We start from the raw sequence: 23,262 nt of genomic DNA on the forward strand, positions 1-23,262 counted from the left end.
AGTTGTCAGGGTTACCAAATATCAGTTATAAACCGTTAATGCACCGCATAATAACGCTTTTTGGTGAATTATACAGGCAAATAACGGCCTTCAACAAAATTTTAAAAGTAGAACAGTATAATCTATCTGCTTATTAAAGTAAAAATTATCTCTTTGACGGCAGGGTTTCTAAGGTTTTTTGCGATGACAAGCGCACTTATTTTACAAGAGAACCTATAAAATTTTTATAAGAGAATCTATAAAGGCAGTTGTGCCAATAATTGCTGAATAGCCTGCCCCCGATGACTGAGACGATTTTTATCAGCCGCGCTTAGGCTTGCCGCACTGGCTTGTAGATTAGGCAACCAAAACAATGGATCATAGCCAAAACCGCCGTCGCCATGCGGTGCGTCTAAGATCTCACCGCGCCATAAGCCTTGAGCAATAATGGGTAGCGGGTCATCTGCATGACGCACCATAGCCAGCACGCAAACGAACATACCCTCAATCGGTGTGTCAGGCTGGGTCGTGCGTAATGGTTGCAAGTCAGCAATGAGCTTGGCGTTGTTTTTGTCATCGTTACCGTGCTCGCCAGCATAGCGCGCCGAGTAGATGCCGGGGGCATTACCGAGTACAGGCACGCACAGTCCTGAGTCATCAGCAATCGCAGGCAGTCCGCTCAGACGGCTGGCATGACGGGCTTTGATAATGGCGTTTTCGACAAAGCTGAGCCCATCTTCTATCGCATCGTCGATATTGAGCTGACCTTGCGGGACAATCGTCACGTCCAAGTTCGCTTCGGCAAATAGCCGTTTAAACTCAGCCAGTTTGCCTTTGTTATTACTGGCGAGCACCCACTGGTTATCAGAGGTTGATTGGGGAGCGAGTTGTACGGTATCGGTAGTGCTCATAGGGTCGTTCCGTTATATAAAAAATATGAATGAATTAGCCGAGCTTTAACTTTTGGTATTTTTATAGATGCTATATAGATCGAGCTCGATAACGATGTTAGTACTGATGGCATAGGGTTTGACGAGGTAAAAGGTCATCGTTGAATAAATAACCAGTGACGATGCAGAATATACGAGCTATAACATTTGGTAACTGATATTATTAGGGGCTGTTGTTATAATAGTGACCAAGCTACAGTGAAATATATCTTATAGCTTGTGAATATTAAGTTAATAAAAGTCTATAGAGTCAAACACTTGGCTTTTGGACGAACAATAACAGCTAGGTTAATTTTGGATTCATAATAATACGTGATACAGTGTTAAGCAATCACGTGTATTAAGCGATAACATTCACTTCAAACAATCAACTCAGCCAATTTAGCTCGATACCAAGTGTTTCTATTCTTAAGGCGTATCTATTTTAGGTATGTCTGTATTTAGAGAGACAGTAGTATGAGTGGCCAAATAAGCAAGGATAAAATAATTATGTCAAATATTACTTTACCAGATCTCCCATATGCAAAAGACGCGCTAGAGCCACATATCAGTGCCGAGACGCTAGAATATCATCATGATAAGCATCATGCTGCTTACGTAAACAAGTTAAATGAGCTACTACCAGGTTCTGGTCTAGAAGACAAAACCTTACCAGAAATCATCAAAGCGACTGCTAAAGATGACAGCAAGCAAGGTATGTTCAACCAAGCCGCTCAAGTATGGAACCACACGTTCTACTGGAACTGCATGACGCCAACCAACGGCGGCGGCGAACCTACCGGCGACCTAAAAGCGAAAATCGAAGAAGATTTTGGCAGCTATGACAAGTTCCGTGAAGAGTTCAAAAATGCGGCAACTTCACAGTTCGGTTCAGGCTGGGCATGGCTAGTCGCTGATAAAGTGGGTGGCAAACTATCAATCGCCAAAACTGCTAACGCTGATACCCCATTGGCACACGACCAAGTGGCTGTATTGACTTGTGACGTATGGGAACACGCGTACTACATCGACTACCGTAACCGTCGTCCTGACTACGTAGATACCTTCCTAGACAAGCTCGTAAACTGGGACTACGCAAACGCAAAATATAAAGGTCAAGACGCAGGCGTTGAAGAGTAAATAAGCTACCTAGCTTTTGATTTGTAAGTAAAAAGAGGACGCTGAGAGGCGTCCTTTTTTTGGCTACTCTTTTATGTTCTGCTGCTGTTAATACAGCTTCACTTTACAATGACTATTTATATCTTTTACTTAGAGTTGTCAGCTATTAACTTTCTTATTTCATGGATTGATAGTGTCTTGTCTTTCTTTCTATGAACGATACAGTGGCAGTTTGCGCATAGAGGAACTAAGTCGGTTTCAGGGTCTATCTCTTTAGGTGTTTCAAATTCTGAAACCGGAACTATATGATGAATATGAATAAAGCCTTCTGCATGTTCTCCATAAAACTCACCAAAGTTAAATCCGCAAGCAGTACAAGAGTCACCGTGGATAGCAATTGCTTGTTTTCTATATTTAGGATTTCTTTCGTATGTAGTTACATAGCGCTTTGATGCTTTACCTTCACTGAAAGATTCAAGCGAATCCTGGTAATTTTCTGCATTCTTATCTGAGATATAAGCCGTTTTTTGCTCTGAAACCTTATTAACCATGCCTTTAGATATAATCAGCTGATAAGTACCCTCATCGATAGCTCTTACCCCATCGCGCCAATAATTGGATTTTCTCGAATCAGGGATTGTTTCCAAGTATTTTGAATCATATTTTGCTAAAACAGCTTCTTTAAAGGGTATGAAATCAGTAATAGTGGCAAAAAAATCATTTTTACTACTTTCTTTGTCGGGGTAGGTTTTACCGATTTTAGCGATAGCAAAATAGTGTGGCGCGTCAGATAACCTTTTACTAGAAAATTTTTTGTTCTTCAATGTTCCTTTGTAATAAATGACTTTCGTACCTGGTTTGAGGTGCTTTTGGTATCTTTTTGGGAAATGATAAAGAACACCAGTTTCATCGGCCCAAGCGGATTCATCATTTTCAGTTATTATTGTATACACGCTATGTCCTTATATTTCAAAATTAGCAATAGTCTGAGTTCTATGAAAATAGGTTGGTTTTTAATTAGGTCCATAAACTCTGTTAGACCACCTCAAACCCAAACCTAAACAACGCCTCACGCAGCATCGCAATATTATAATAAGTATCTACACCGACTTTACCCCAAAACCCCAATCCCTGTCACCAATAATAACCAACTTTATTCAACCACTTTCCAGCCACTATCACCATCTACCATCGACTCATCAAACACCCTTTTAAAGCCTTGCTGAATCAGCTCAAAGCGTGACGGTGTAGGCTCGTTGTCTGCTCTAATTACAGGGGCGTCTATCGGAGTGAGGGCTTGCCATTGCGCATTGTCATTGGTTTTATCCGCTAATACAAAACTAAAGAACGCCGTGTTACCTGCCATCATACGCAAATCATCAACGACCAGCTGTTCGCCTGCATCGCCAGTAGTAGAAGCGGCGGGTAGCATTTGGACGCGATACCCTGTCCAGTGACCAGAGAACCAGTCAAGACGCTGGGCATAGGGTCGGCTTTGCGCTGGCAGGTTTGCCCGTAATGTCTGCGCGTTGTCGTACTGCGTCAGATAGCGATATTCAGGCAAGCGGCTATCTAAGACACTGCCTCTGAGTTCAATCAGTCTATGCTCATTATCTTCGGCAACGGTACGCCACATAAGGATTGTTGGCAACACAGGCATGGTTTTGATGCGCGTGGTATGGATATTAGCTGCTGCCAAAGTTTGCTCCGCTTGCGACTGTGCGTGGTATTTTAGTCCTAAGCCCAATAATAAATAGCTGCTACTGAGGAGCAGCATCCAAACCGCAAGGCGTTGACAGTTCATCAGCAGTCCTGCTTTGAATACCGCAAGCTTGCACCCTTTTATAATGCCCACGATTACCGCTATCAGTAGCGGTAAGGTATAGAGTGGATCAATGATAAAGACGGAGGCAATACTGATTGGGGTTATCTGCAACGGGTCTTGTAGCGGCCAAAAAAGCTGCGTACCGTAGACGGTAAAGCTGTCCAAGATAGGGTGGGTGGTCAACACCAACGTCATGGCGAGTGCTAAGCGCCGCGTTGAATAAGGGAGCGGCATATCGCGCCAGTGGTGATAGCGGCTAATCAGCCAAGCGCCGATGATACCTACTGCGCTCAGGACAAATAAGGAATGACTAAAGCTACGATGGTAGGTCATGTCGCTGATGGGGTCAGGGTAGCTAATCAGGACATCCAAATCAGGCAGCGTGCCCAGTATTGCGCCGTATAGGTAGGCTTTGCGACCCTGATATTTGCCAAGTAATGCCCCTTGGACGCTCGCACCTAAGACGATTTGACTGAGTGAATCCATAGCGCTCTTATTAAATTAGGGTTTAGGTTAACTACAGTACGTCAAAGTTATGCGCTATTAGCGCCTCACGCAGCATCGCAATATTATAATACGCGTGCGCCTTCACCGTGTTTTGAAAAAAGATATATAGCACATCAAAATGCTGGCGCTGATTGCCAATCGCTTGCGCCCAGTCCTGCATCTCCGCCTCAGAGTAGCGATAATCATGACGATCGCTGGCGCTCATCGCATCCCACCAGTTCAGATTATTGCCATGCATGCGCAGGTAGCCGGTGCGCTCGGTGAATATCAATCGTGATGGCGGTAGACCGCTGACTTTAGGATAGTCAACGCTGCACCAAATGAGACCTTGCTGTTTAAAGCTATCGACTACTTGCGGGGTGTGCCATGCGTTATGACGAAACTCGACTGCTAGCGGATAATCGCCAAACCAGCTGACCAGATTGGCCAGATATAGCCGATGCTCACGAGTACGATCAAAGCCATGGGGGAATTGCAATAGTAGAGGCGCGAGCGCATCGGCTTCGATGAGTGGGGATAGGGCGTTTAAAAATGCTTGTGCATGCTCGCTTGTGCCTTTGCGCGCATGGGTAAAGTCTTGATGCAGCTTTACCGCAAACTTCAACTCGCTATCGGCTTGTACATAGGCTTTGTCGATCATACCAGCAAAGGCTTTTTGGCCGATGGGCGCGTAAAAGGTGCTATTGATCTCGACCGCGCCATATTGCTTAGCGTACTCACGTAAAAAGTCGGTCTTTTTGGTGCCTTGTGGGTACAGCGTACCGAGCAAGTCAGTGTCGCTATAGCCACCAGTGCCGAGGTAAATGCGCGGGGTAGGGTTACTGTCCATGTTGACCACTCACTGCCGTTTAAAAGATAAATTTTGCTGCGCTATTTTTTACGCGACCAGAGCCATTCAATTAGTGCCAGTAGTGCATCGTTATGGGTATCGACATTATCGTCAGTGCTACTAGGTATCTCATCATCGCTTGGCTCAGCACGGATCAGCTCACGAGAGATGGCCGCGCGTCCCTCAATGAATAAAGACTGGGCGTAGCTCGTTGCCTCATCGACCCCCATCAGTTTGACATAGGTAGATTTGTCTAGTTTTTCATCGCTGCCAGCAGGCTTGCCAAGCGTATCAGTCGTCATGGTGACGTCTAGCACGTCGTCTTGGACTTGAAAGGCAAGACCGATATATTGGGCGCACTCTTGCAATGCCATGCGCTGTGGCGCCGTTGCGCCGGCACAGACGCCGCCCATGAGCATCGCCGCTTCTATCAATGCCCCTGTTTTATCACGGTGGATGGCTTCTAAATCATCCTGCGCGATACTGGCACTGGCTTCGGCATTGAGATCCAGCATTTGCCCAGATACCATGCGACGTGCGCGCGGGGCAAATATGGCCAATAGCTGACTTGCAATATGCGCATCGAATGGCGCAAAGGTTGGCATTTCCGCGGTCAATACTTCAAACGCGAGCGTCTGCAATACATCTCCTGCTAGCAGTGCCGTCGCTTCATCAAAGGCAATATGAGCAGTCGGTTGCCCACGGCGCAGCTCGTCATCATCCATACATGGCAAATCATCATGCACCAACGAATAGGTATGTAGTAGCTCTACGGCCAATGCAGCACGGCGCGACATATCATAGTCTGAGTCATTTTCTAGCAATGAGTCTAGATCAGCATTGAGCATGTCGATGTCGTCATTGCGCTCGTCTGTACGTTCACTATTACCGCTATTAATACTGGCAAAAGCACTGGCAACCATCAATGGGCGCACCAATTTACCTTGTCCAGTCATGACATAACGACAGGCATCTACCAGTGGACTAGGCAGCTTGGCATAAGCAAATAAGACCTCAATATCTTTTGCCAGTTGCGCGCGCACAGCACCATGAAATTGCTCAGTGCTTTGAAAAGAGACAGCGTTAAAAGGGGCAAAGCCAGAAGAGGTAGCGCTAGAAGTAAGGGAAACCGTCATAATCCAACCATTTATCAGGGATACAATGAAAACTTATTAAGGACAAGGTAAAAACGGTATTAGTGTAGCATGATAGGCCATATTGCTCGTGTGAGACACGGTATCAATCGTTTGTTTTTTGCATTTTATAGCTCTGATTTATCCAAAAACGAGGCAGTACAATCGTAATCTTACAACAAGTCTTGGTTACGCATCGCTGATGTCACTTGCTGGTTGAATATGGTCTGATAAAAGCGCAAGCTAAGTAAGTTATATTAATTGGGCTACACCAACGGTTTATCACACTTGAGATGGTAGACCGTAAAGACGAGCAAGACGGAATACATTCAAAATAGCAGCTCAGTATACAAGTATTCACTAAAACACTTTGCGCATAAGGTAAATGCCTACAGGTGATTTAAGAGTGACTTGCGAGTATGGCATTAGCTTGTGACAGTTGGGGGCATAATCCCCTACACTAATTGACGTGAAAATGGTCTGATGTTGACCGTAATGGGTTTTTACTGAGCGTATTAATTCAGCAATTGTCAGTGTTAGACCATGTCTCAGTCAGTATTTTAATAGCGGTATTTGCAACATATAAATGAAGCGCCGTGTGATGGGGTACAAGAGACGTCAAAATAAGTATCAAATCATGTGCGCTGGATAATAAAGACACCTTCACTGATGCGCCCTCTATGTGTTTGTCTTTATGACGATGTTTGTCTTGAAGGCGGCGCACAGTGCTATTACCCATTTTACTAACAGTAACTGGCTATTTATTTTAATTCAAAACGTAGCTTTCGTTATATAGAAAGGAGTTTCAAATGGTATACCAAGGAAATCGCATCACGGTGACAATGCTAGAGGATGGCATCGCCAACATGCACTACAACGCCGAAAATGAGAGCGTGAACAAATTTGATGCCGAAACCAACAAGCAGTTTGGTGAAGCCGTTACTGCTTTAGAAAAAGCGGACGACGTCAAAGGTCTTATCGTCACTTCAGGCAAAGGCGTATTTATCGCTGGGGCTGATATCACAGAGTTTGTGGCTTCTTTCAAAAAATCAGAAAGCGAGATCAAAGATTGGGTCGTTCATGTCAATGACGCTTTCAATCGTTTTGAAGATTTGCCATTCCCGAAAGTGGCTGCCATCAATGGCGCGGCAATGGGCGGCGGCTGTGAGATGACCTTGGTTTGTGAATACCGCGTCATGAGTGACAAAGCGATTATCGGTCTACCAGAAACTCAGCTAGGTATCTTCCCAGGCTTCGGTGGTACGGTTCGTAGTACGCGTATCATTGGTATCGATAACGCGCTTGAGCTTATCGCCACTGGCACACCAAAAAAACCACTTGATGCGCTAAAACTCGGCTTGGTTGATGCAACCGTACCAGCTGACGACTTGCAAGATGCAGCCATTGATTTGGTCAAAAAATGTATCTCAGGTGAGCTTGATTGGCAAGCAAAACGTGAAGAAAAACTGGCTCCTGTTAAGCTAAACCAGCTTGAGCAAGCTATGGCATTTAATAGTGCCAAAGGTGCTATTTTCGCTAAAGCCAATCCTAAGCAGTACCCAGCACCAGCTCTTGCTATTGAAGCGATTGAAAAGCACGTCAACCTACCACGTGACAAAGCGATTGAAGTAGAAGCTGCTGGCTTTGCCAAAGCGGCCAAAACGCCACAAGCAGAGAGCTTGGTTGGTCTATTCTTAAACGATCAGCTAGTCAAAAAACTGGCCAAAAAACACAGCAAGCTTGCACATGATATCAATGAAGCCGCTGTGCTAGGCGCTGGTATCATGGGTGGCGGTATCGCGTATCAAGCGGCCAGCAAAGGCTTGCCAATTATCATGAAAGATATCAAGTCTGAGCAATTAGATCTTGGTATGGGCGAAGCCAGCAAACTGCTTGGTAAAATGGTTGAACGTAAGAAGATGACCCCAGCGAAAATGGGTGAAACCTTAAGCCGCATCCGTCCTACTTTGAACTATGGTGACTTTAGCGAGACTGATATCGTTATCGAAGCGGTCGTAGAAAATCCAAATGTGAAGCGTGCAGTTCTAAAAGAAGTAGAAGGGCTAGTAAAAGACGATTGCATCCTAGCATCAAACACCTCGACTATCTCTATTACGTTCCTAGCAGAAGCGCTTGAGCGTCCAGAAAACTTCGTGGGTATGCATTTCTTCAACCCAGTACATCGCATGCCACTCGTTGAAGTGATTCGCGGTGAAAAATCTTCTGAAGAAGCCATCGCGACTACCGTAGCACTCGCCTCAAAAATGGGTAAAGTGCCAGTTGTGGTCAACGACTGCCCAGGTTTCTTGGTCAACCGTGTCTTGTTCCCATACTTTGGCGCGTTTGATTTATTGCTCAAGCAAGGTGCTGACTTTGCTCATGTTGATAAAGTCATGGAAAAATTCGGCTGGCCAATGGGCCCTGCATACCTAATCGACGTCGTCGGTTTAGACACGGGCGTACATGGCGCAGAAGTGATGGCAGAAGGATTCCCTGACCGCATGAAGCCTGATTATAAAGGCGCGATCCAGCATCTATATGAGAATGAGCGTCTCGGTCAGAAAAACGGCGTAGGTTTCTATAAGTATGAAACTGACAAGCGCGGTAAGCCAAAGAAAGTTGCCGATGAAGCCACTTACGAGTTACTAAAAGCCACGACTGACAGTGAGAAGCAAGAATTCGACGATCAAGCGATCATCGACCGCACTATGCTGGCTTTCTGCAACGAAACGGTTCGCTGCCTAGAAGACAACATCGTGAGCACGCCTGCCGAGGCTGACATGGCAATGATTATGGGTGTCGGTTTCCCGCCATTCCGCGGTGGTCCTTGTCGTTATATCGACCAAATGGGTCTCGATAACTACTTGGCACTATGCGAAAAATACGCACACCTTGGCAAAGCTTATGAAGCGCCGCAAAAGATTCGCGACATGGCAGCCGCTGGCGAGACTTTTTACGCCACAGCGTAACGAGCATACCGTATTAGGATAAGTGGGGTGCGTTTGCTGACGTCGCTATCGGTGATAAAAAAATAGCAGACACACCGTTTTGGTCGGTTTTATCAGGTCTGGCCTGCCGCGATAATATCCAGCGCGAAAACATCTAGATAGTTATCGTACTGATGTACGGATCGCGTGATAGATGGCTATAGAGCCCGATTAAATCGACAACACTGACAATAAAAATTGAAAAGGAAGATAGTATGACAACTTTAAGTCCAAAAGATGTGGTCATCGTAGATGGCGTACGCTCGGCGATGGGAAGATCTAAAAACGGTATGTTCCGCCATGTACGTGCGGATACCATATCCGCTGAACTGGTACGCGCGTTGGTCGAACGTAATGACTTTGACACCAATGACATCGAAGATATTATTTGGGGCTGTGTCAACCAGACACTAGAGCAGGGCATGAACATCGGTCGTAACATTGGCCTATTGGCAGGTATTCCAAAGACTGCTGGTGGACAAACGGTTAACCGTCTGTGCGGCTCATCTATGCAGGCACTACATACCGCAGCTGCACAAATCATGACCAACCAAGGTGATGTGTTTATCATTGGCGGTGTTGAGCACATGGGTCACGTCGGCATGATGCATGGTATTGATCTAAACCCTGCCGCTTCTAAGCACTATGCAAAAGCCTCAAATATGATGGGCTTGACCGCTGAGATGCTAGGCCGTATGAATGGCATTACGCGTGAAGAGCAAGATGCGTTTGGTCTTGAATCGCATCGCCGTGCATGGGCTGCGACCACTGAAGGCCGTTTTGATAATGAAATCATCGGCATCGAAGGTCATGATGCAGATGGCCGCCTGCAGCTATGTACCGTCGATGAAGTGATTCGCCCAGATGCGACGATGGAGCAAATGCAAAAACTGCGCCCAGCCTTTGACCCTAAAGGCGGTACCGTCACAGCGGCAACGTCATCTGCACTCTCTGACGGTGCGTCAGCGATGCTAGTCATGAGCGCGCAAAAAGCCAAAGATCTTGGTCTAAAGCCGCGCGCTCGTATTCGTAGCATGGCTGTCGCTGGTTGTGACGCAGCGATTATGGGTTATGGTCCTGTACCAGCCACCAACAAAGCCTTGAAGCGTGCTGGCATGAGCATCGATGACATGCAAACCATCGAGTTAAACGAAGCCTTTGCCGCACAAGGCCTATCAGTCTTAAAAGCGTTGAACTTGACGGACAAGCAAGATATCGTCAACATCAACGGTGGCGCGATTGCTCTAGGTCATCCACTAGGATGTTCAGGTGCTCGTATCACAGTGACATTGCTCAATGCAATGGAGCAGTCAGATACCGAAATCGGTCTAGCGACGATGTGTATCGGTCTGGGTCAAGGTATCGCGACTATTATCGAGCGTGTTTAATTTTAAAATCGGCAACCAGTTTGTAACATTTGTTGATTAAAAATATTCTAATAATGACCCCTAGCCGTGATGGCTGGGGGTTTTTTGTGAATATAATGAGCGAGTTAATGCTTGGCGTAGTAAAGAGCACACAGGTACGTATGAAAATTATCTCCATTGACGCATTCAAGAAACTGTGACTAAATAAGGGTGAGCTGAGCTAAGACTATTATTGATGAAAATTCTAATGATGGTCATTTTAAAATAGCTTTTTATAATAAATATCAGCCGTACAAGGAGTGTACTATGTCTACCATGATTACCGACCGCACTTACCGAATCGTTCGTGAAAATACCCAAGCGATGATTATCGATGTACAAGAGCGCTTAACGCCGCATATCTATGATCACGAAAATATCGTCAAAAAAACAGTGACCATAATCAAAGGACTGCAAGCGCTTGGTATCCCCATCATGCTCAACGAGCAGTATAAAAAAGGATTGGGCGATAGCTTGCCAGAGCTTCGTGATGTGCTAGAGGGCGACAATGCAAAGAGCTTTGAAAAAGTCACATTTAGTGCCTGCGATAACAATGACACATGGCATCATTTAGCGCAGCAAAACCGTAGTACCGTATTGCTTATCGGAGTTGAGGCACACGTCTGTGTGCTACAGACCGCGCTTGATTTGCTAGACAATGGGATGCAACCGGTCATTATTGGCGATGCTGTTGGCTCGCGTTTTCCATACGACAAAAAACAAGCCATTCGCCGTATTCGCCGTGCAGGTGGGATAATCTCGACAGTAGAAACCATTTTGTTTGAGTTGTGCCGTAGCAGTGAAGACCCTGCCTTCAAAACCATTCTGAATTTGATTAAGTAGATGGTTATATAATAGGGTGCTCAGTCATTTGACCCAATGACTTATAAGAGATAGCGCTTGATAACATCAGCGCTATTTTGTTGTTAGCCACACCGTAATGTGTAAAATTATCAAAAAATCAGAGAGAAATATGTCTTCAAACACACTGACGTCATTGACCGATCAAAAATCTGCTACAACTATCGATATAGAGGACGTCACTCATTTCTTACTAGAGCTAGATGCGCTCAAACGCGTGAATCGCCGTAGTTACGTGACTGAGACCGATCGCAGAGAAAACTCTGCCGAACATTCTTGGCACTTAGCAATGGCATGCTGGTCGATCGCTGAGTTGTTTGAGCTGGATGTCAATCATGAACAATTGCTAAAGATGGCACTGGTACATGATTTGGGCGAGATTGATGCGGGCGATACGTTTTTGTACGCCGACTCGCGTCATGATGCACATGTTGAGGAGCGAGCGGGTATCGCCAGATTGCAAGGCGAACGCGGCAATGGGATTGGCAATTTGAGTGAGATTTGGGAGGCGCAAGAGACAGGCAGTAGTAAAGAGACTGCGCTACTCAAAGTGGTCGATCGCTTACTGCCATTTTTGCTCAACTTAAATACTGAAGGCAAAACGTGGCGTGAGCTTGGAGTGACACGTAGTCAAGTCGCAGGTGCACATGCGTTCATTCAAGACAGCTTTGCTCCTATTCATAAATGGCTATCACACAATATTGACTATGCGACCCAGCAAGGATGGTTGATCGACGCGTAAATCTATAAAAACGCTAGGTATAAAAAAGCCCAGTTGAGCATTGTGATATACGCTTCACTGGGCTTTTATTTTTTATTATATTAGAAATAAATTACGGTTTCGTGACACCCAGTAATTGACCCATTTTTACAAAACTATTGGCTTTCATGGTCTCTTGCCAGTCGGCTTTTGCTGCTTTTGGCAACACTACGATAGCCGTTGATCCTAAATAAAAACGACCAAGCTCTTCGCCTGCCGCAAACTGCATATCGTGATCCGCTTCTTGTATATCATCCGTGCGGGTAATTTTGCCAGTGGCGACGGTTTCGATACCAGCGACAATCATAGCGCCTACCATGACAACGGCCGCTTTGCCATACTTGGTATCAAACATGCAGACCAAACGCTCATTACGTGCAAACAAGTCCGGCACATTAGCTGCCGTGGTATTGTTGACCGAAAACAGCGTACCAGGGACATAGCGAGTCTTGGTCAGCGTACCGGCAAATGGCATATGAACACGGTGGTAATTGCTAGGTGCTAGGTAGATTGTCGCAAAACTACCATCGGCAAAATAACGGCCATCTTCGCTATCAGCCAGCAATTGGCCAACGTCATAGTGACGCCCTTTGGCTTGTAGCATTTTATGATCTTTAATTTGCCCAAGCTGAGAGATGATACCGTCAGCAGGACTAACGATGCCGTTTGCGGTGGTATCGATGGTGCGAGCATCTTCTTTTAGTTCACGGGTAAAAAAGTCATTAAAACTCTCATAAGCATTAAGGCTCTGGCGCTCATACTCATCTAGGCTGATATTATAAGCTTTGGCAAAACCACGGATAAAGGTGCGTTTGACATATGGATGACGACTGGCTGCCAAACGTCCAGCGACTTTACTGAGCTTTTGCTGCGGTACCAACTGTTGTAAGGTGGTAAATACATTCATAATAAGGCTACCAAAATAGGATGTGATGTCATTATTGCATAGGCAAGTTAATGGCCATATTTTATCATGGACAGCGTATTATTGTCTGACCATAAACTGTAAGCCATTTATAAATAAAGAAGGTCGTAAATGAAAGCACTGATACAACGAGTGAGCCGTGCCAGCGTCACTATCGATGAGCATTGTGTTGGCAAAATTGATCATGGGATATTGGCCTATATTGGGTTGGGTCATGATGATGATTTTGCCGCCGCCAAGCGTATGATTGACAAAATATTGACCTATCGCATTTTTGAAAATGACGACGATCCTGCCAAATTTGGTAAACTGGATAAAAACGTCCAGCAAGTCGGCGGCGGATTGTTATTAGTGTCACAATTTACGCTGATGGCAAAAACGGATAAAGGTCGCCGCCCTGACTTTGGTGGCGCGATGGCACCTGATGCGGCCCAAGCGCTGTTCGAGCAACTCATCGACTATGCCAAAACCCAGTATCCGAATGTAGCCACTGGTCAGTTTGGCGCTGATATGCAAGTTGAAAGCATCAATGATGGACCACTTAATTTTCTATTGGAGATCTGACATCAGAGTGTCATCAGGCTGTCATAATTAATCCGTTTAATAGATAGAGACTGGTGAGTATTTATCGCCTTTTTATATGCCAGATTTTGTCCGCTAACACCGAGAATGTCCTATGTATAATGAGAAAATTTTGATTGTTGAAGATGAACCTGCGATTCGTGAAATGGTTGTGATGACGCTAGAAATGGCTGGGTTTGATAGCCTACAAGCGGCTGACGTATCAGAAGCGCATCAGCAAGTGGTCGATCATAGACCGTCATTAATATTATTAGATTGGATGTTGCCCGGAGACAAGAGCGGTGTTGATTTTTGTCGTATGCTCAAAAGCGATGAGATGCTCTCTGAGATACCCGTCATTATGCTAACGGCCAAAAGCGAAGAAGACAGCAAGGTTCACGGCCTCGATGCAGGTGCAGATGATTACATGACCAAGCCTTTTTCGACGCGCGAGCTGATTTCCAGAATCAAAGCCGTCTTGCGCCGTAGTAGCGCGATGAGTAGCGACAAGCCTATCGAAATTGGTCAGCTGAGTCTCGATACCAAAAGCCAGCGCGTGACAGCCGCAGGAAAAGTCATTGAGGTCGGCCCAACAGAATATCGCTTATTAGCATTTTTTATGAGTCACCCAGAGCGCGCTTACACAAGAACGCAGCTGCTCGATCAGGTTTGGGGCGGTAACGTTTATATCGAAGATCGAACCATTGATGTACATATCAAGCGTCTACGTAAACTATTGCGCCCTTATGATTGTGATACATTGATACAAACGGTGCGCGGTACAGGTTATCGGTTCTCTAGTCTTATTGAGCCAAGCTAATCTTATATAAGTTGATTTTTGATAACTTGATCTTGTATGAACAATGCCACCATAACAATAAATAAAATAGCGGATAGTGGTAAGGATAAGAAATGAACAAGATAGCGCCAGCAAAAAAGAAAAAAGACCATAACTATAATAATGACCAGCAAGATGCGCCAGCACAAATCGCTAGCCAAAATGCGGCGGAGCAATTAGAGAAAATCAGAAGTGCGCTGCGAGCATTGCGAGATGCGGTCATCTTACTGAATGAAGATGATGGGTTAGAGTGGTGGAATCAGGCGGCGCAGGATCTCTTGTCACTGCAGCCAGCTGACAAAGGCCAAAGTGTGTTTGACTTTATCATTGTGCCCGAGTTTCGCCAGTACTATCAAAACACCACCCTGCCGAATGATGGTATTCATATAGAATCGTGGCGCGATCCCAGTCGTTATCTAAAGTGTGAGCTCACGCCTTTTGGTGACGAGAAGCTATTGTTTATTTATGATGTGACCCGCGTACAGCATTTAGAGCAAATGCGCCAAGACTTCGTGGCGAATGTCTCGCACGAGCTACGCACGCCGCTGACAGTGATGATGGGCTATTTGGAGAACTTCTCTCACCAACCAGACATGCCGCCACAGTGGCGTCGCGGTTTTGAGCTGATGACCCAGCAAACAGCCCGTATGAATCGAATCGTAAATGACTTATTACTGCTCTCCAAGATTGAAATCGAAGAGACGCATGAGTTTAATGATGTCGATATGACCAAACTCCTCACCAATATCTATGATGATGCACAGGCATATAACCAAGCGTACAAGCACACCATTCATTTGCACATAGATACCTATGACGGGTTATATGGGTCGGAGGTGTACTTGATCAGCGCCTTGTCCAACTTAGTCATCAATGCGATTAAATATACACCAAAAGGCGGTAATATTACCATCAGTTGGACGCAGACATCGGATGGGTGCCGATTTGCCGTTGAGGACGATGGACTTGGTATCGCACCAGAGCATATTGCGCGTTTGACGGAGCGCTTTTATCGTATTGATAAAGGGCGTAGTCGTGCCACAGGCGGTACAGGATTAGGGCTGGCTATCGTGAAGCACGTTTTGCATCAGCACGAAGCGCAGTTGCAGATTGACTCAATAGAGGGAGAGGGGTCGACATTTAGCGTGGTATTTCCAGCCGCGTATGTGAGATCGGCTGCGACAAATTAGTACAGGCCTTGCCCCATATTGTTTAGACTCGTCATGCGGATTTATTTAGCATGCCTAATTTAGTATACCTAGTCTTTTTGCAACAGCGGGTAAGGGTTGACGGCACTGCCATTGATATAAATACCGTAATGTACATGTGGCGGTGTCCCTTTTGCGTTACCGCTATCACCCACATAACCGATAATATCGCCTTGATTGACCCAATCATTGGGCGCAATATCGGCATAATCCTCTAGATGGGCATAATAATGTCCAGCACCGCCAGGCCCTACCACGACGACCACGCGCCCACCCAAGTTATTCTCACCAACCTTACTCACAATTCCCTGCGTGGTTGACTGTATCGGCGTGCCACGTTCTGCAAAGATATCGATGCCTTCATGTGAGCGCCCTTGACTGCGTGCCGCACCCCAAGTGTCCGTCAGGTTTTTCTCTGGCAGTGGACTGGGGAGACTGCTTTCTGTAGGCAGCTCTTGCTGTAATAGACTCAGCTGTTGCCACTTGGCGACCACAAATGATTGGGTCTGCTCGCTAATGCTGGGTAGCAGCTTATCAAAGACAAATAAGAATCCTAGCAATACAACTGCCCTAATCAGAACGCTCAATATGCGGCTGACCAAAGAAGGCTTCGGTGGTTGGTTTTTTCCATCTGCTAGCATTGATATCTCTTATCTGTTTTATATTATATGAGCTAATATTATAAAAGCCCTATCTGCTAAGGTATGTATCGCATTGTTATCTATGGCTTTTATCCCCATAAATACAGGTGTGGTTAAATACAAGCACAGCAAATATAACTTTATCTACTTAACGCTTCGGTTGAGCGATGATGGTGCTATGGATGGTTAATTTTTTATGAATGATGCTTTGAACACCGCTGACATGACAGATACGGCTACTATGGCTGAAACAGCGCTTGTCATCGATACTGAAACCGATCAAGGCCGTGATCCGAGACCCATTCAAGTGGCGACGATCAACGTGGCAACTGGATTTGAATGGATGAAGTACTTCAATAGCGGCCGCTCTATATCCCCTGCCGTCATCAAGGTGCATGGTATTACTGATGCTGACGTGGCTGGTCTTGAGCGTTTTGAGTTGGATCAGTTTGAGCTGCCAGAGTATTTGATTGGTCATAATGTACGCTTTGATTGGCGAGTAATTGGCAGCCCTTCTGCTAAGCTGATTTGTACTGTGAGACTCGCGCGTGCTGCCTTTCCAGAGTGGCGCGCTTATGGTCAGTCTAAGTGTATCGAGCAATTATTGGGTAAGGGCGAGGCGAGCACGATGACGATTGCCGCTCATGACGCGCTAGGGGATGCACGGATGTGTTATCTACTTTACCAAGCTTGCTGCGAGCGTTTAGAGATTGCACCGACCGATTTTGCAGCGGCACATGCTATCTCAAATAAAGCGACGCCTGTGAGCAAGATGCCATTTGGCAAACACAAAGGCAAGCCAATCAAAGAGGTGCCTATCAGCTATGTTAAATGGATGATAGGCAATATTCATAATATGCAGCCGTCACTGTATTCTGCCCTAAAGAAGCGGATAGAAGCAGAAAAAACAAACAATGCTAAGTAATAAAAGCGCATTTACCGACTTTGTGTATTGATACAAATAAATGATATCAGTCGCGACGGCCTCTTATACTGATGGATGAACAGCGCTATTCACCTTTACTAAACCAATCTACTGCCATTTGCCACAGCTCAGGCGCTTTAGCATTGGTTTTACTGCTAAAGTAGCGCATGTGACCGATATGATTTAATCCGAAATCTTCAGGATTTAAAAACCGCTTTTCGACGGGCATGTTCGTAAATACGCGTATCATGTCATCCATGTTTTCGCTATTGGCAATATCATCATCACTAAAGCCAAGCCACAATGCTGGCATGCTGAGTGCATCGTAAAAATGGGTGTGTATACTTTTACCAAAAGCAGTCTTGATATAGCCTGCGCCATTACACCATTCACGCCATTGACGAGCCACGCCGCGCGGTAGTGGCTCGCCCATGCCGATTTTGTCTGATGGTGTGTACCCTAAGGTTAAGTTTGATAGTGGGATAAAGGCATCCATAAATCCCATGGCTTTGAGCTTATAAGGCATGCCCATGTTTTTGATGCGGCCTGAAGAGCACGCGACATTGAATACGGACGTAATCGCCTGATAATTTGGCATCAAACCGATAAGCTGGCCACCTGCACTATGACCGATAAGGTGGTAAGACGCCTCAGGAAACTCATCTTGCAGCGCATCAAGTACGGCAGGCATATCGTGTCGCCCCCAACTGATGAGCGAAGCATCACACTTTGCCAGATTGGTCGAAAGCGACTCACCAATCCCTTCATTATCAAAAGTCAGTACGCCAAAGCCGCTCTCTGCTAAATAGATAGCAAAGCTATGATAAAAATGACGTCTGATTCCTGTGGCGGGCGCGATCATAATCGCTGTTGTCGTTCCCTCTTTAGGACGATAGACGGTCGCGGCCAACACTCGATTGCGATCGGTCATGATGCTCAACGAGTACGTGTCGATATTGGTTGCGCCATCAGCAATATTAGGACTAATCAAAGGATTGTTAATAATACTTTCTGCATACTCTGCGGCAGAAACAGCGTTGTGATTATCCATCTTGATACCTTCATGTCTTTTATGAGTAGATAGTGATTATTAAACTGCGATGAGTCATCAATTCCCATCTTTAAAATGTAGTTGTTGCGTAGTGATAAATCGTTGTGACTATGTGGTAGCATTGCTTATGTTAAGATAAATACTAGCGAGACAGGTACTCAAATATGACTTTCAAGTTTTGTCTGACTTGGTTGAACTCATTCTATAAATGGCGTGCATAACACTATAAATGAAACGTGTGGTATTTGACCTTTACTAATAACAAACACTCAATAAAAAATGATCGATAAATTAAGGAAACCATATGCAAATGAAAATCAACGATGATACTTATGATGTAATTACGAGCAAAGACATCACCAATATAGAAAAAGCCGTGGATAAATCAACACTAACGATGCCGCTAGTGGCCGTATATTGCGGTTCACGCTTGGGCAACAATGATGTGTATGAGCAGGCAGCACGCGAGCTTGGCAGTGCGTTGGCAGATAATGGTATGGGACTGGTATATGGCGGTGCTAGCATTGGTCTCATGGGCGCGGTCGCAGATGAGGTCATCAAAGGCGGCGCTGAGGCGGTAGGCGTCATTCCAACCTTTATGCTCAAGCACGAAATCGCTCATGAGCAGCTGACTCGCTTGCATTTGACCGATACCATGCACACGCGTAAGACCGTTATGGCAGAGTATGCTGATGCTTTTATTACCTTGCCGGGCGGACTGGGTACACTAGAAGAAATTATGGAAATCGCCACATGGCGTCAGCTGTATCAACATGAAAAGCCAATGATTATTCTCAATATCAATGGTTTTTATGACCGTATGATTGAGCATCTAAAATATACCACCGAGCAAGGGTTTATGAAGCAGCAAGATTTAGATCGTTTGGTGGTGTGCAATACCATCAACGAGGCAATCGAGATGCTACAGACCGTCGTGACCATCAATGATCATGTAGATACAGAAAAAATGGCTGGTAGCAACAGCTAAGCTTTATAAAATCGAGCAATTAAAAGCAATCACATAAAAAAGGAGCAGATAACCGATTATTGGTTGTCCGCTCCTTTTTTATAGTCAGTTTTATATTCATAAAGCTAACCGTAAACGCTAGAAATGACTAATACTTGCTATACACCAGCGGGTGAGAGATCAGCCAGTGCTGCTTCACGAATACTATGATTGACATCTGCCATTACTATTGGAAATCCACGCTGCTCAGCGAGTACACGTGCAACCTTATCAACAGCCAGACCATCGTTATGTGTCAAGTACGACCATTCGTGTGCGTAGCGGCTACGATTCATTGGCGTATCGTTCTGTATCAATCCGAGCGTCGTCAGCTCATTCACTATCTGATCAGCAGCGATCAAGGTTGAAGATGCTTTGACATTTTCTGCACGAGCGTAACGTATATTAGAATACAAGCTTACGTCAGCCACTCGCAACGTATCATCTTCTCCAGGAATTTGCTGCCCACCATATAGCGCATTGCCAACAGTGCGTGCACTATTGAATGTCGGTACAAACTCAGCCACATATTCAATCGCCTGCTGGCTACGCGCTTGTAGCGGCGCTTTGTCCCAGCCATCCTCGATATAGTGTACGTATTGCTGTGGTAGTTTAGGCTGAGCGCTATCTGAGCTAGATGCGACCAGACCGTCATCAAATAAGGTAATGGCTTTACTCATGCCATGTATCTGAAAATACCCACCCGGATAGGGGGTTAACTGCGCCATGCCTTCGGGTGTACCTCGTTGACCATACACAATAATCTCAGGTATCTGTCCACCTGCATCGCCCCAATGGGTGACATAAGAGGATTTAAACTCAACCATACGCGTGACTTCAACACCGACCATGTCATCGATGACACCAGTGCGAAAACCGCAAGCATTGACCAAATAATCGACTTCGATAGATTCAGCTTGAGAGTCGTTTGCTTGCTGATAGTCAATGCGCCATTTGGTAACATGGTGATCGGCATTGGTGCAGTTTTCACAATCCACAGGGACTACTTTTTGTACTGTGGTGTCAGTAAAGACATGGGCATGATCATATTCTTCAAGCGCCAACTGCGCAGAAGCCGCCAAGCGAAATATATTCCAGCCATATTCTTGTACGACAATCAGTGGAAATTTTACCTTATTTAAGTCTAAGTATTTGGCAACGGGTATCATCCACTCATCAACCGTACTTGGTACTTCAACTTGCTCACGCTCAGACAACTCAAGCAATTGCTCATGGCTATAGAGCTGATAGTAATCCTCAGGTTCGCCAAGTACTTTATTGTTGACATCTTGCTCAATCAGATCTTGATAAGCTTCTGTCAAAATATCCAAACGCGGTAGCAAGTCTTCAGGCAGTCCTTCATCGCGTGTCGGCACCGCAAATACAGTAGGACGAACGTCGATGGTATAAGGATAGAGACGTAATATGTCAATACATTGCTTGAGGAGCGCCACACAATCTTCATCAGGTATCTCGCGGTACAAGTTGCCGCCAGCATGCAAGTGACACATTGGTGGGCCATCAATGAGTGATTTTTTCTTCTCAAACAAATAAGTCTCAAGCCCTAGTGCGGCAAGGCGAATAGCAATCGTTGAGCCTGCAGTACCGCCGCCCAAAATACCGACGCGTTTAGTAGGACGTTTGGTGGGCAAGTTTTGATGATCTCCATAAGACAGCACCTTAGAAGAATCAGAAGAATCATCTTGTTTGACAGAATGAGCGTGATTTTTATTAGAAGACTGAGTCATTGTCGTCATTATATCCTTAGTAGCATTTGCATCAGGCCATGCTGGTATCATCGTTAAATGTCTTGTAACTATTGATATGCGTGCGAAGGTCGCTAAGTTCAATATTTATTTATAAGCCACAACAGAGGTATTTTCTATTGTGTAGTAATACTTCATTTCTATAAGTTCATTTTACGAAGAACTACAGACAATATGATGACAAATACGTAAGTAGATGCATGAGTTTTGTCAACGAGGTGAGGTGGCCTTGGGCAGTTTCTAATAGGCGAAGTCGAGTGCAACATCTGGAGAATGGGGATAAGGTCAGTTTTCTGTAGCCAAAAAGGCCTGTGTTTAAGCATTTTGTAAGATTCAGCCACTTTTGTAAGTTTGTATATGGATGACCGTTATAGCCAAAAACTGTGTGCTATATTTATTTCGCTCAAGTGAGGTTAAAGCCCAGTTTTTATATCAGAAAACAAAAACGGCTCATAAAATTTACTATTACAATTATCAAAATGACAAGGAAGTTACTATGAGAAATATCATGATGTTATCTGCTCTAACAGGTGTTTTGGCTCTGACAGGCTGTACGACACTAAAGAGCGTCGTCGGTAATGACATGTCAGGTACACATGAGGTGCAAGCCACTAGCAATAATACTGCACCAGTCGCTAGTAAAAACGGCGTATTGGTCGACGCAACCAATCACATGACACTATATACTTTTGACAAAGATTCAATGAACATGTCAGCTTGCGGCACCGCCTGCCAAGTTGTGTGGCCGATATTTCAAGCACCAAGCAATGCCAAAGCTTCTGGTCAGTTTGCAGCATTCAAACGTGAAGATGGTAAGTATCAGTGGGCCATGAATGGTAAGCCTTTATACTTCTACGCCAACGACACCAAAATGGGTGATAAAGATGGCGACGATAAGCTTGACGTTTGGCACGTGATCCCAACAAAATAATCTACGATAGTTTGATATAGACATAAAAAAGCAGCGCCTATATAGGTGCTGCTTTTTTGTTACCGTCGAATAAAAATTGATATTTAGGACGAACGTAGATATTCAGCAAAGTCTGTCTTTATTTTTTCTCTACCAGTTCACCGTCGATTTGGATAGGGACGTTGGTCGTAATACCGCTAGCATAAGCAGTCATACCATAAGCGGCGCGATCGATCGTACCAGTAGCGCGAAAACCAGCAACGGGCTCTTTAGTCAGTGGGCTGTTATCGATTTTATTTAACGTAACATCCAATGTTAGCGGTTTGGTCTGACCGAGTAAGGTAAAGTCGCCAGTTACTTTAGCTTGCTGTGGGTTGATAAATTTAACTTGGGTCGATTTGAACGTCATGGTTGGGTACTTTTCGACATTAAAAAACTCATCGGTTTTTAGATGTTTATCACGAGCATCCCAATTGGTATCGATACTATCAGTTGCAATAGTAAATTCCATGCTGGCTTGATTTGGTGCTTTCATATCGTAATTCACCACGCCCTCAATATCACCAAAATGTCCCATTGTGGTCGAGAATCCCATATGGCTCACAGAAAATCCGACACGAGTATGTGAATCATCTAACTCCCACTGAGTTGGTAGTGCCGCACTGGCCATAGTAGTGATAGCAAGTGCCGAGCTGACGAATAACGCTTTAGCAGTAGTTTTCATTGTCATACTTATCATTGAATAATCCTTATTGAGTATTTGTTTTCCATGCTTGATTATAAATCTAAGCTTGTCTATAAATGAGTAGAGCGATACTTCCTGTAGACCTGATCAATATCGCATAGTTGTGTAGTTTAATATGCTAAGTATAAATGACATAGTCATAGCATATTTATTTAGATAAACTACAGTATTTTGTATTAAAGATTAATTTTATTAACTAAATAATTGTACTGAATTACATTGATTATCTCAAGACCGTAGCTATATTATTGACAACTTATCACATATCTCTATCACAACTGCAGCTTGCGTCCGCGTCAAAAAAGCGTTAAAATCGCGGTTTAATTTTCCCGCTGGGGAAAGGCTAAGTGA

The 23,262-nt window shown here is 44.9% G+C and carries 21 protein-coding genes; 11 read left to right on the top strand and 10 right to left on the bottom strand.

Going from position 1 to position 23,262, the window contains the following annotated elements:
• Window positions 1–236 precede the first annotated feature (236 nt).
• Complete coding sequence (gene rdgB, locus PSBA01_RS06635) at window positions 237–890, bottom strand: RdgB/HAM1 family non-canonical purine NTP pyrophosphatase (RefSeq protein WP_186473529.1); 654 nt, start codon at window positions 888–890, stop codon at window positions 237–239.
• A gap of 528 nt (window positions 891–1,418) precedes the next feature.
• On the opposite strand from rdgB, the gene PSBA01_RS06640 reads away from it, so the two are divergent.
• Complete coding sequence (locus tag PSBA01_RS06640; RefSeq protein WP_186473530.1) at window positions 1,419–2,048, top strand: superoxide dismutase; 630 nt, start codon at window positions 1,419–1,421, stop codon at window positions 2,046–2,048.
• Between the two features lie 125 nt (window positions 2,049–2,173).
• Here PSBA01_RS06640 and PSBA01_RS06645 read toward each other — a convergent pair whose 3' ends face one another.
• The 4 genes from PSBA01_RS06645 to PSBA01_RS06660 form a co-directional block, all read right to left on the bottom strand.
• Window positions 2,174–2,980 carry an HNH endonuclease gene (locus PSBA01_RS06645; protein ID WP_186473531.1) on the bottom strand — a complete coding sequence of 269 codons (807 nt, stop codon included), beginning with the start codon at window positions 2,978–2,980 and terminating at the stop codon, window positions 2,174–2,176.
• A gap of 200 nt (window positions 2,981–3,180) precedes the next feature.
• A complete protein-coding gene (locus tag PSBA01_RS06650) occupies window positions 3,181–4,338 on the bottom strand; it encodes a metal-dependent hydrolase (protein ID WP_058025705.1) in 1,158 nt (385 codons plus the stop codon).
• 31 nt (window positions 4,339–4,369) lie between these two features.
• Window positions 4,370–5,188 (bottom strand): DUF72 domain-containing protein, encoded by an 819-nt coding sequence (locus tag PSBA01_RS06655; protein ID WP_186473532.1) that lies wholly within the window; start codon window positions 5,186–5,188, stop codon window positions 4,370–4,372.
• Between the two features lie 41 nt (window positions 5,189–5,229).
• Window positions 5,230–6,324 carry a polyprenyl synthetase family protein gene (locus PSBA01_RS06660; RefSeq protein ID WP_186473533.1) on the bottom strand — a complete coding sequence of 365 codons (1,095 nt, stop codon included), beginning with the start codon at window positions 6,322–6,324 and terminating at the stop codon, window positions 5,230–5,232.
• Between the two features lie 806 nt (window positions 6,325–7,130).
• Between PSBA01_RS06660 and fadB the strand changes: the two genes are divergently transcribed.
• The 4 genes from fadB (at window position 7,131) to PSBA01_RS06680 (ending at window position 12,317) form a co-directional block, all read left to right on the top strand.
• Window positions 7,131–9,290 carry a fatty acid oxidation complex subunit alpha FadB gene (gene fadB / locus PSBA01_RS06665; protein WP_186473534.1) on the top strand — a complete coding sequence of 720 codons (2,160 nt, stop codon included), beginning with the start codon at window positions 7,131–7,133 and terminating at the stop codon, window positions 9,288–9,290.
• 233 nt (window positions 9,291–9,523) lie between these two features.
• Window positions 9,524–10,696, top strand: a complete 1,173-nt coding sequence (gene fadA / locus PSBA01_RS06670) for an acetyl-CoA C-acyltransferase FadA (protein ID WP_186473535.1) — start codon at window positions 9,524–9,526, stop codon at window positions 10,694–10,696.
• Window positions 10,697–10,981: 285 nt separating this feature from the next.
• On the top strand, window positions 10,982–11,557 hold the full coding sequence (locus PSBA01_RS06675; protein ID WP_186473536.1) for an isochorismatase family protein: 576 nt from the start codon (window positions 10,982–10,984) through the stop codon (window positions 11,555–11,557).
• 130 nt (window positions 11,558–11,687) lie between these two features.
• Window positions 11,688–12,317: an HD domain-containing protein gene (locus tag PSBA01_RS06680; protein WP_186473537.1), complete on the top strand. Its 630-nt coding sequence runs from the start codon at window positions 11,688–11,690 to the stop codon at window positions 12,315–12,317.
• 91 nt (window positions 12,318–12,408) lie between these two features.
• On the opposite strand, the gene asd is transcribed toward PSBA01_RS06680, so the two are convergent.
• Window positions 12,409–13,242: an archaetidylserine decarboxylase gene (asd, locus tag PSBA01_RS06685; protein WP_075107328.1), complete on the bottom strand. Its 834-nt coding sequence runs from the start codon at window positions 13,240–13,242 to the stop codon at window positions 12,409–12,411.
• Window positions 13,243–13,371: 129 nt separating this feature from the next.
• Here asd and dtd point away from each other — a divergent pair, with 129 nt between their 5' ends.
• The 3 genes from dtd (at window position 13,372) to phoR (ending at window position 15,849) form a co-directional block, all read left to right on the top strand.
• Entirely contained in the window at window positions 13,372–13,824 is a 453-nt protein-coding gene (dtd, locus tag PSBA01_RS06690; RefSeq protein ID WP_071002895.1) for a D-aminoacyl-tRNA deacylase, read from the top strand.
• A 112-nt stretch (window positions 13,825–13,936) separates the two neighbouring features.
• A complete protein-coding gene (gene phoB / locus PSBA01_RS06695) occupies window positions 13,937–14,641 on the top strand; it encodes a phosphate regulon transcriptional regulator PhoB (RefSeq protein ID WP_058025125.1) in 705 nt (234 codons plus the stop codon).
• Window positions 14,642–14,733: 92 nt separating this feature from the next.
• Window positions 14,734–15,849, top strand: coding sequence for a phosphate regulon sensor histidine kinase PhoR (gene phoR / locus PSBA01_RS06700; RefSeq protein ID WP_093070394.1), 1,116 nt, complete (start codon window positions 14,734–14,736; stop codon window positions 15,847–15,849).
• A gap of 68 nt (window positions 15,850–15,917) precedes the next feature.
• Here the strand turns inward: phoR and PSBA01_RS06705 are convergent, their stop codons facing one another.
• Entirely contained in the window at window positions 15,918–16,508 is a 591-nt protein-coding gene (locus PSBA01_RS06705) for a M23 family metallopeptidase (protein WP_186473538.1), read from the bottom strand.
• 196 nt (window positions 16,509–16,704) lie between these two features.
• On the opposite strand from PSBA01_RS06705, the gene PSBA01_RS06710 reads away from it, so the two are divergent.
• Entirely contained in the window at window positions 16,705–17,433 is a 729-nt protein-coding gene (locus PSBA01_RS06710; protein WP_227511617.1) for a putative quorum-sensing-regulated virulence factor, read from the top strand.
• An 85-nt stretch (window positions 17,434–17,518) separates the two neighbouring features.
• Here PSBA01_RS06710 and PSBA01_RS06715 read toward each other — a convergent pair whose 3' ends face one another.
• Window positions 17,519–18,484, bottom strand: coding sequence for an alpha/beta fold hydrolase (locus PSBA01_RS06715; RefSeq protein WP_186473539.1), 966 nt, complete (start codon window positions 18,482–18,484; stop codon window positions 17,519–17,521).
• 304 nt (window positions 18,485–18,788) lie between these two features.
• On the opposite strand from PSBA01_RS06715, the gene PSBA01_RS06720 reads away from it, so the two are divergent.
• Entirely contained in the window at window positions 18,789–19,472 is a 684-nt protein-coding gene (locus tag PSBA01_RS06720; RefSeq protein ID WP_075107332.1) for a TIGR00730 family Rossman fold protein, read from the top strand.
• Between the two features lie 137 nt (window positions 19,473–19,609).
• On the opposite strand, the gene PSBA01_RS06725 is transcribed toward PSBA01_RS06720, so the two are convergent.
• Window positions 19,610–21,247, bottom strand: coding sequence for an FAD-dependent oxidoreductase (locus PSBA01_RS06725; protein WP_379542924.1), 1,638 nt, complete (start codon window positions 21,245–21,247; stop codon window positions 19,610–19,612).
• Window positions 21,248–21,752: 505 nt separating this feature from the next.
• On the opposite strand from PSBA01_RS06725, the gene PSBA01_RS06730 reads away from it, so the two are divergent.
• Window positions 21,753–22,187, top strand: a complete 435-nt coding sequence (locus PSBA01_RS06730) for a hypothetical protein (protein ID WP_186473540.1) — start codon at window positions 21,753–21,755, stop codon at window positions 22,185–22,187.
• A 118-nt stretch (window positions 22,188–22,305) separates the two neighbouring features.
• Here PSBA01_RS06730 and PSBA01_RS06735 read toward each other — a convergent pair whose 3' ends face one another.
• On the bottom strand, window positions 22,306–22,896 hold the full coding sequence (locus PSBA01_RS06735; RefSeq protein ID WP_228724529.1) for a YceI family protein: 591 nt from the start codon (window positions 22,894–22,896) through the stop codon (window positions 22,306–22,308).
• Between the last annotated feature and the right edge of the window lie 366 nt (window positions 22,897–23,262).

It is taken from the genome of Psychrobacter sp. KCTC 72983, from assembly GCF_014280455.1.
GTDB classification, from domain to species: domain Bacteria; phylum Pseudomonadota; class Gammaproteobacteria; order Pseudomonadales; family Moraxellaceae; genus Psychrobacter; species Psychrobacter pacificensis.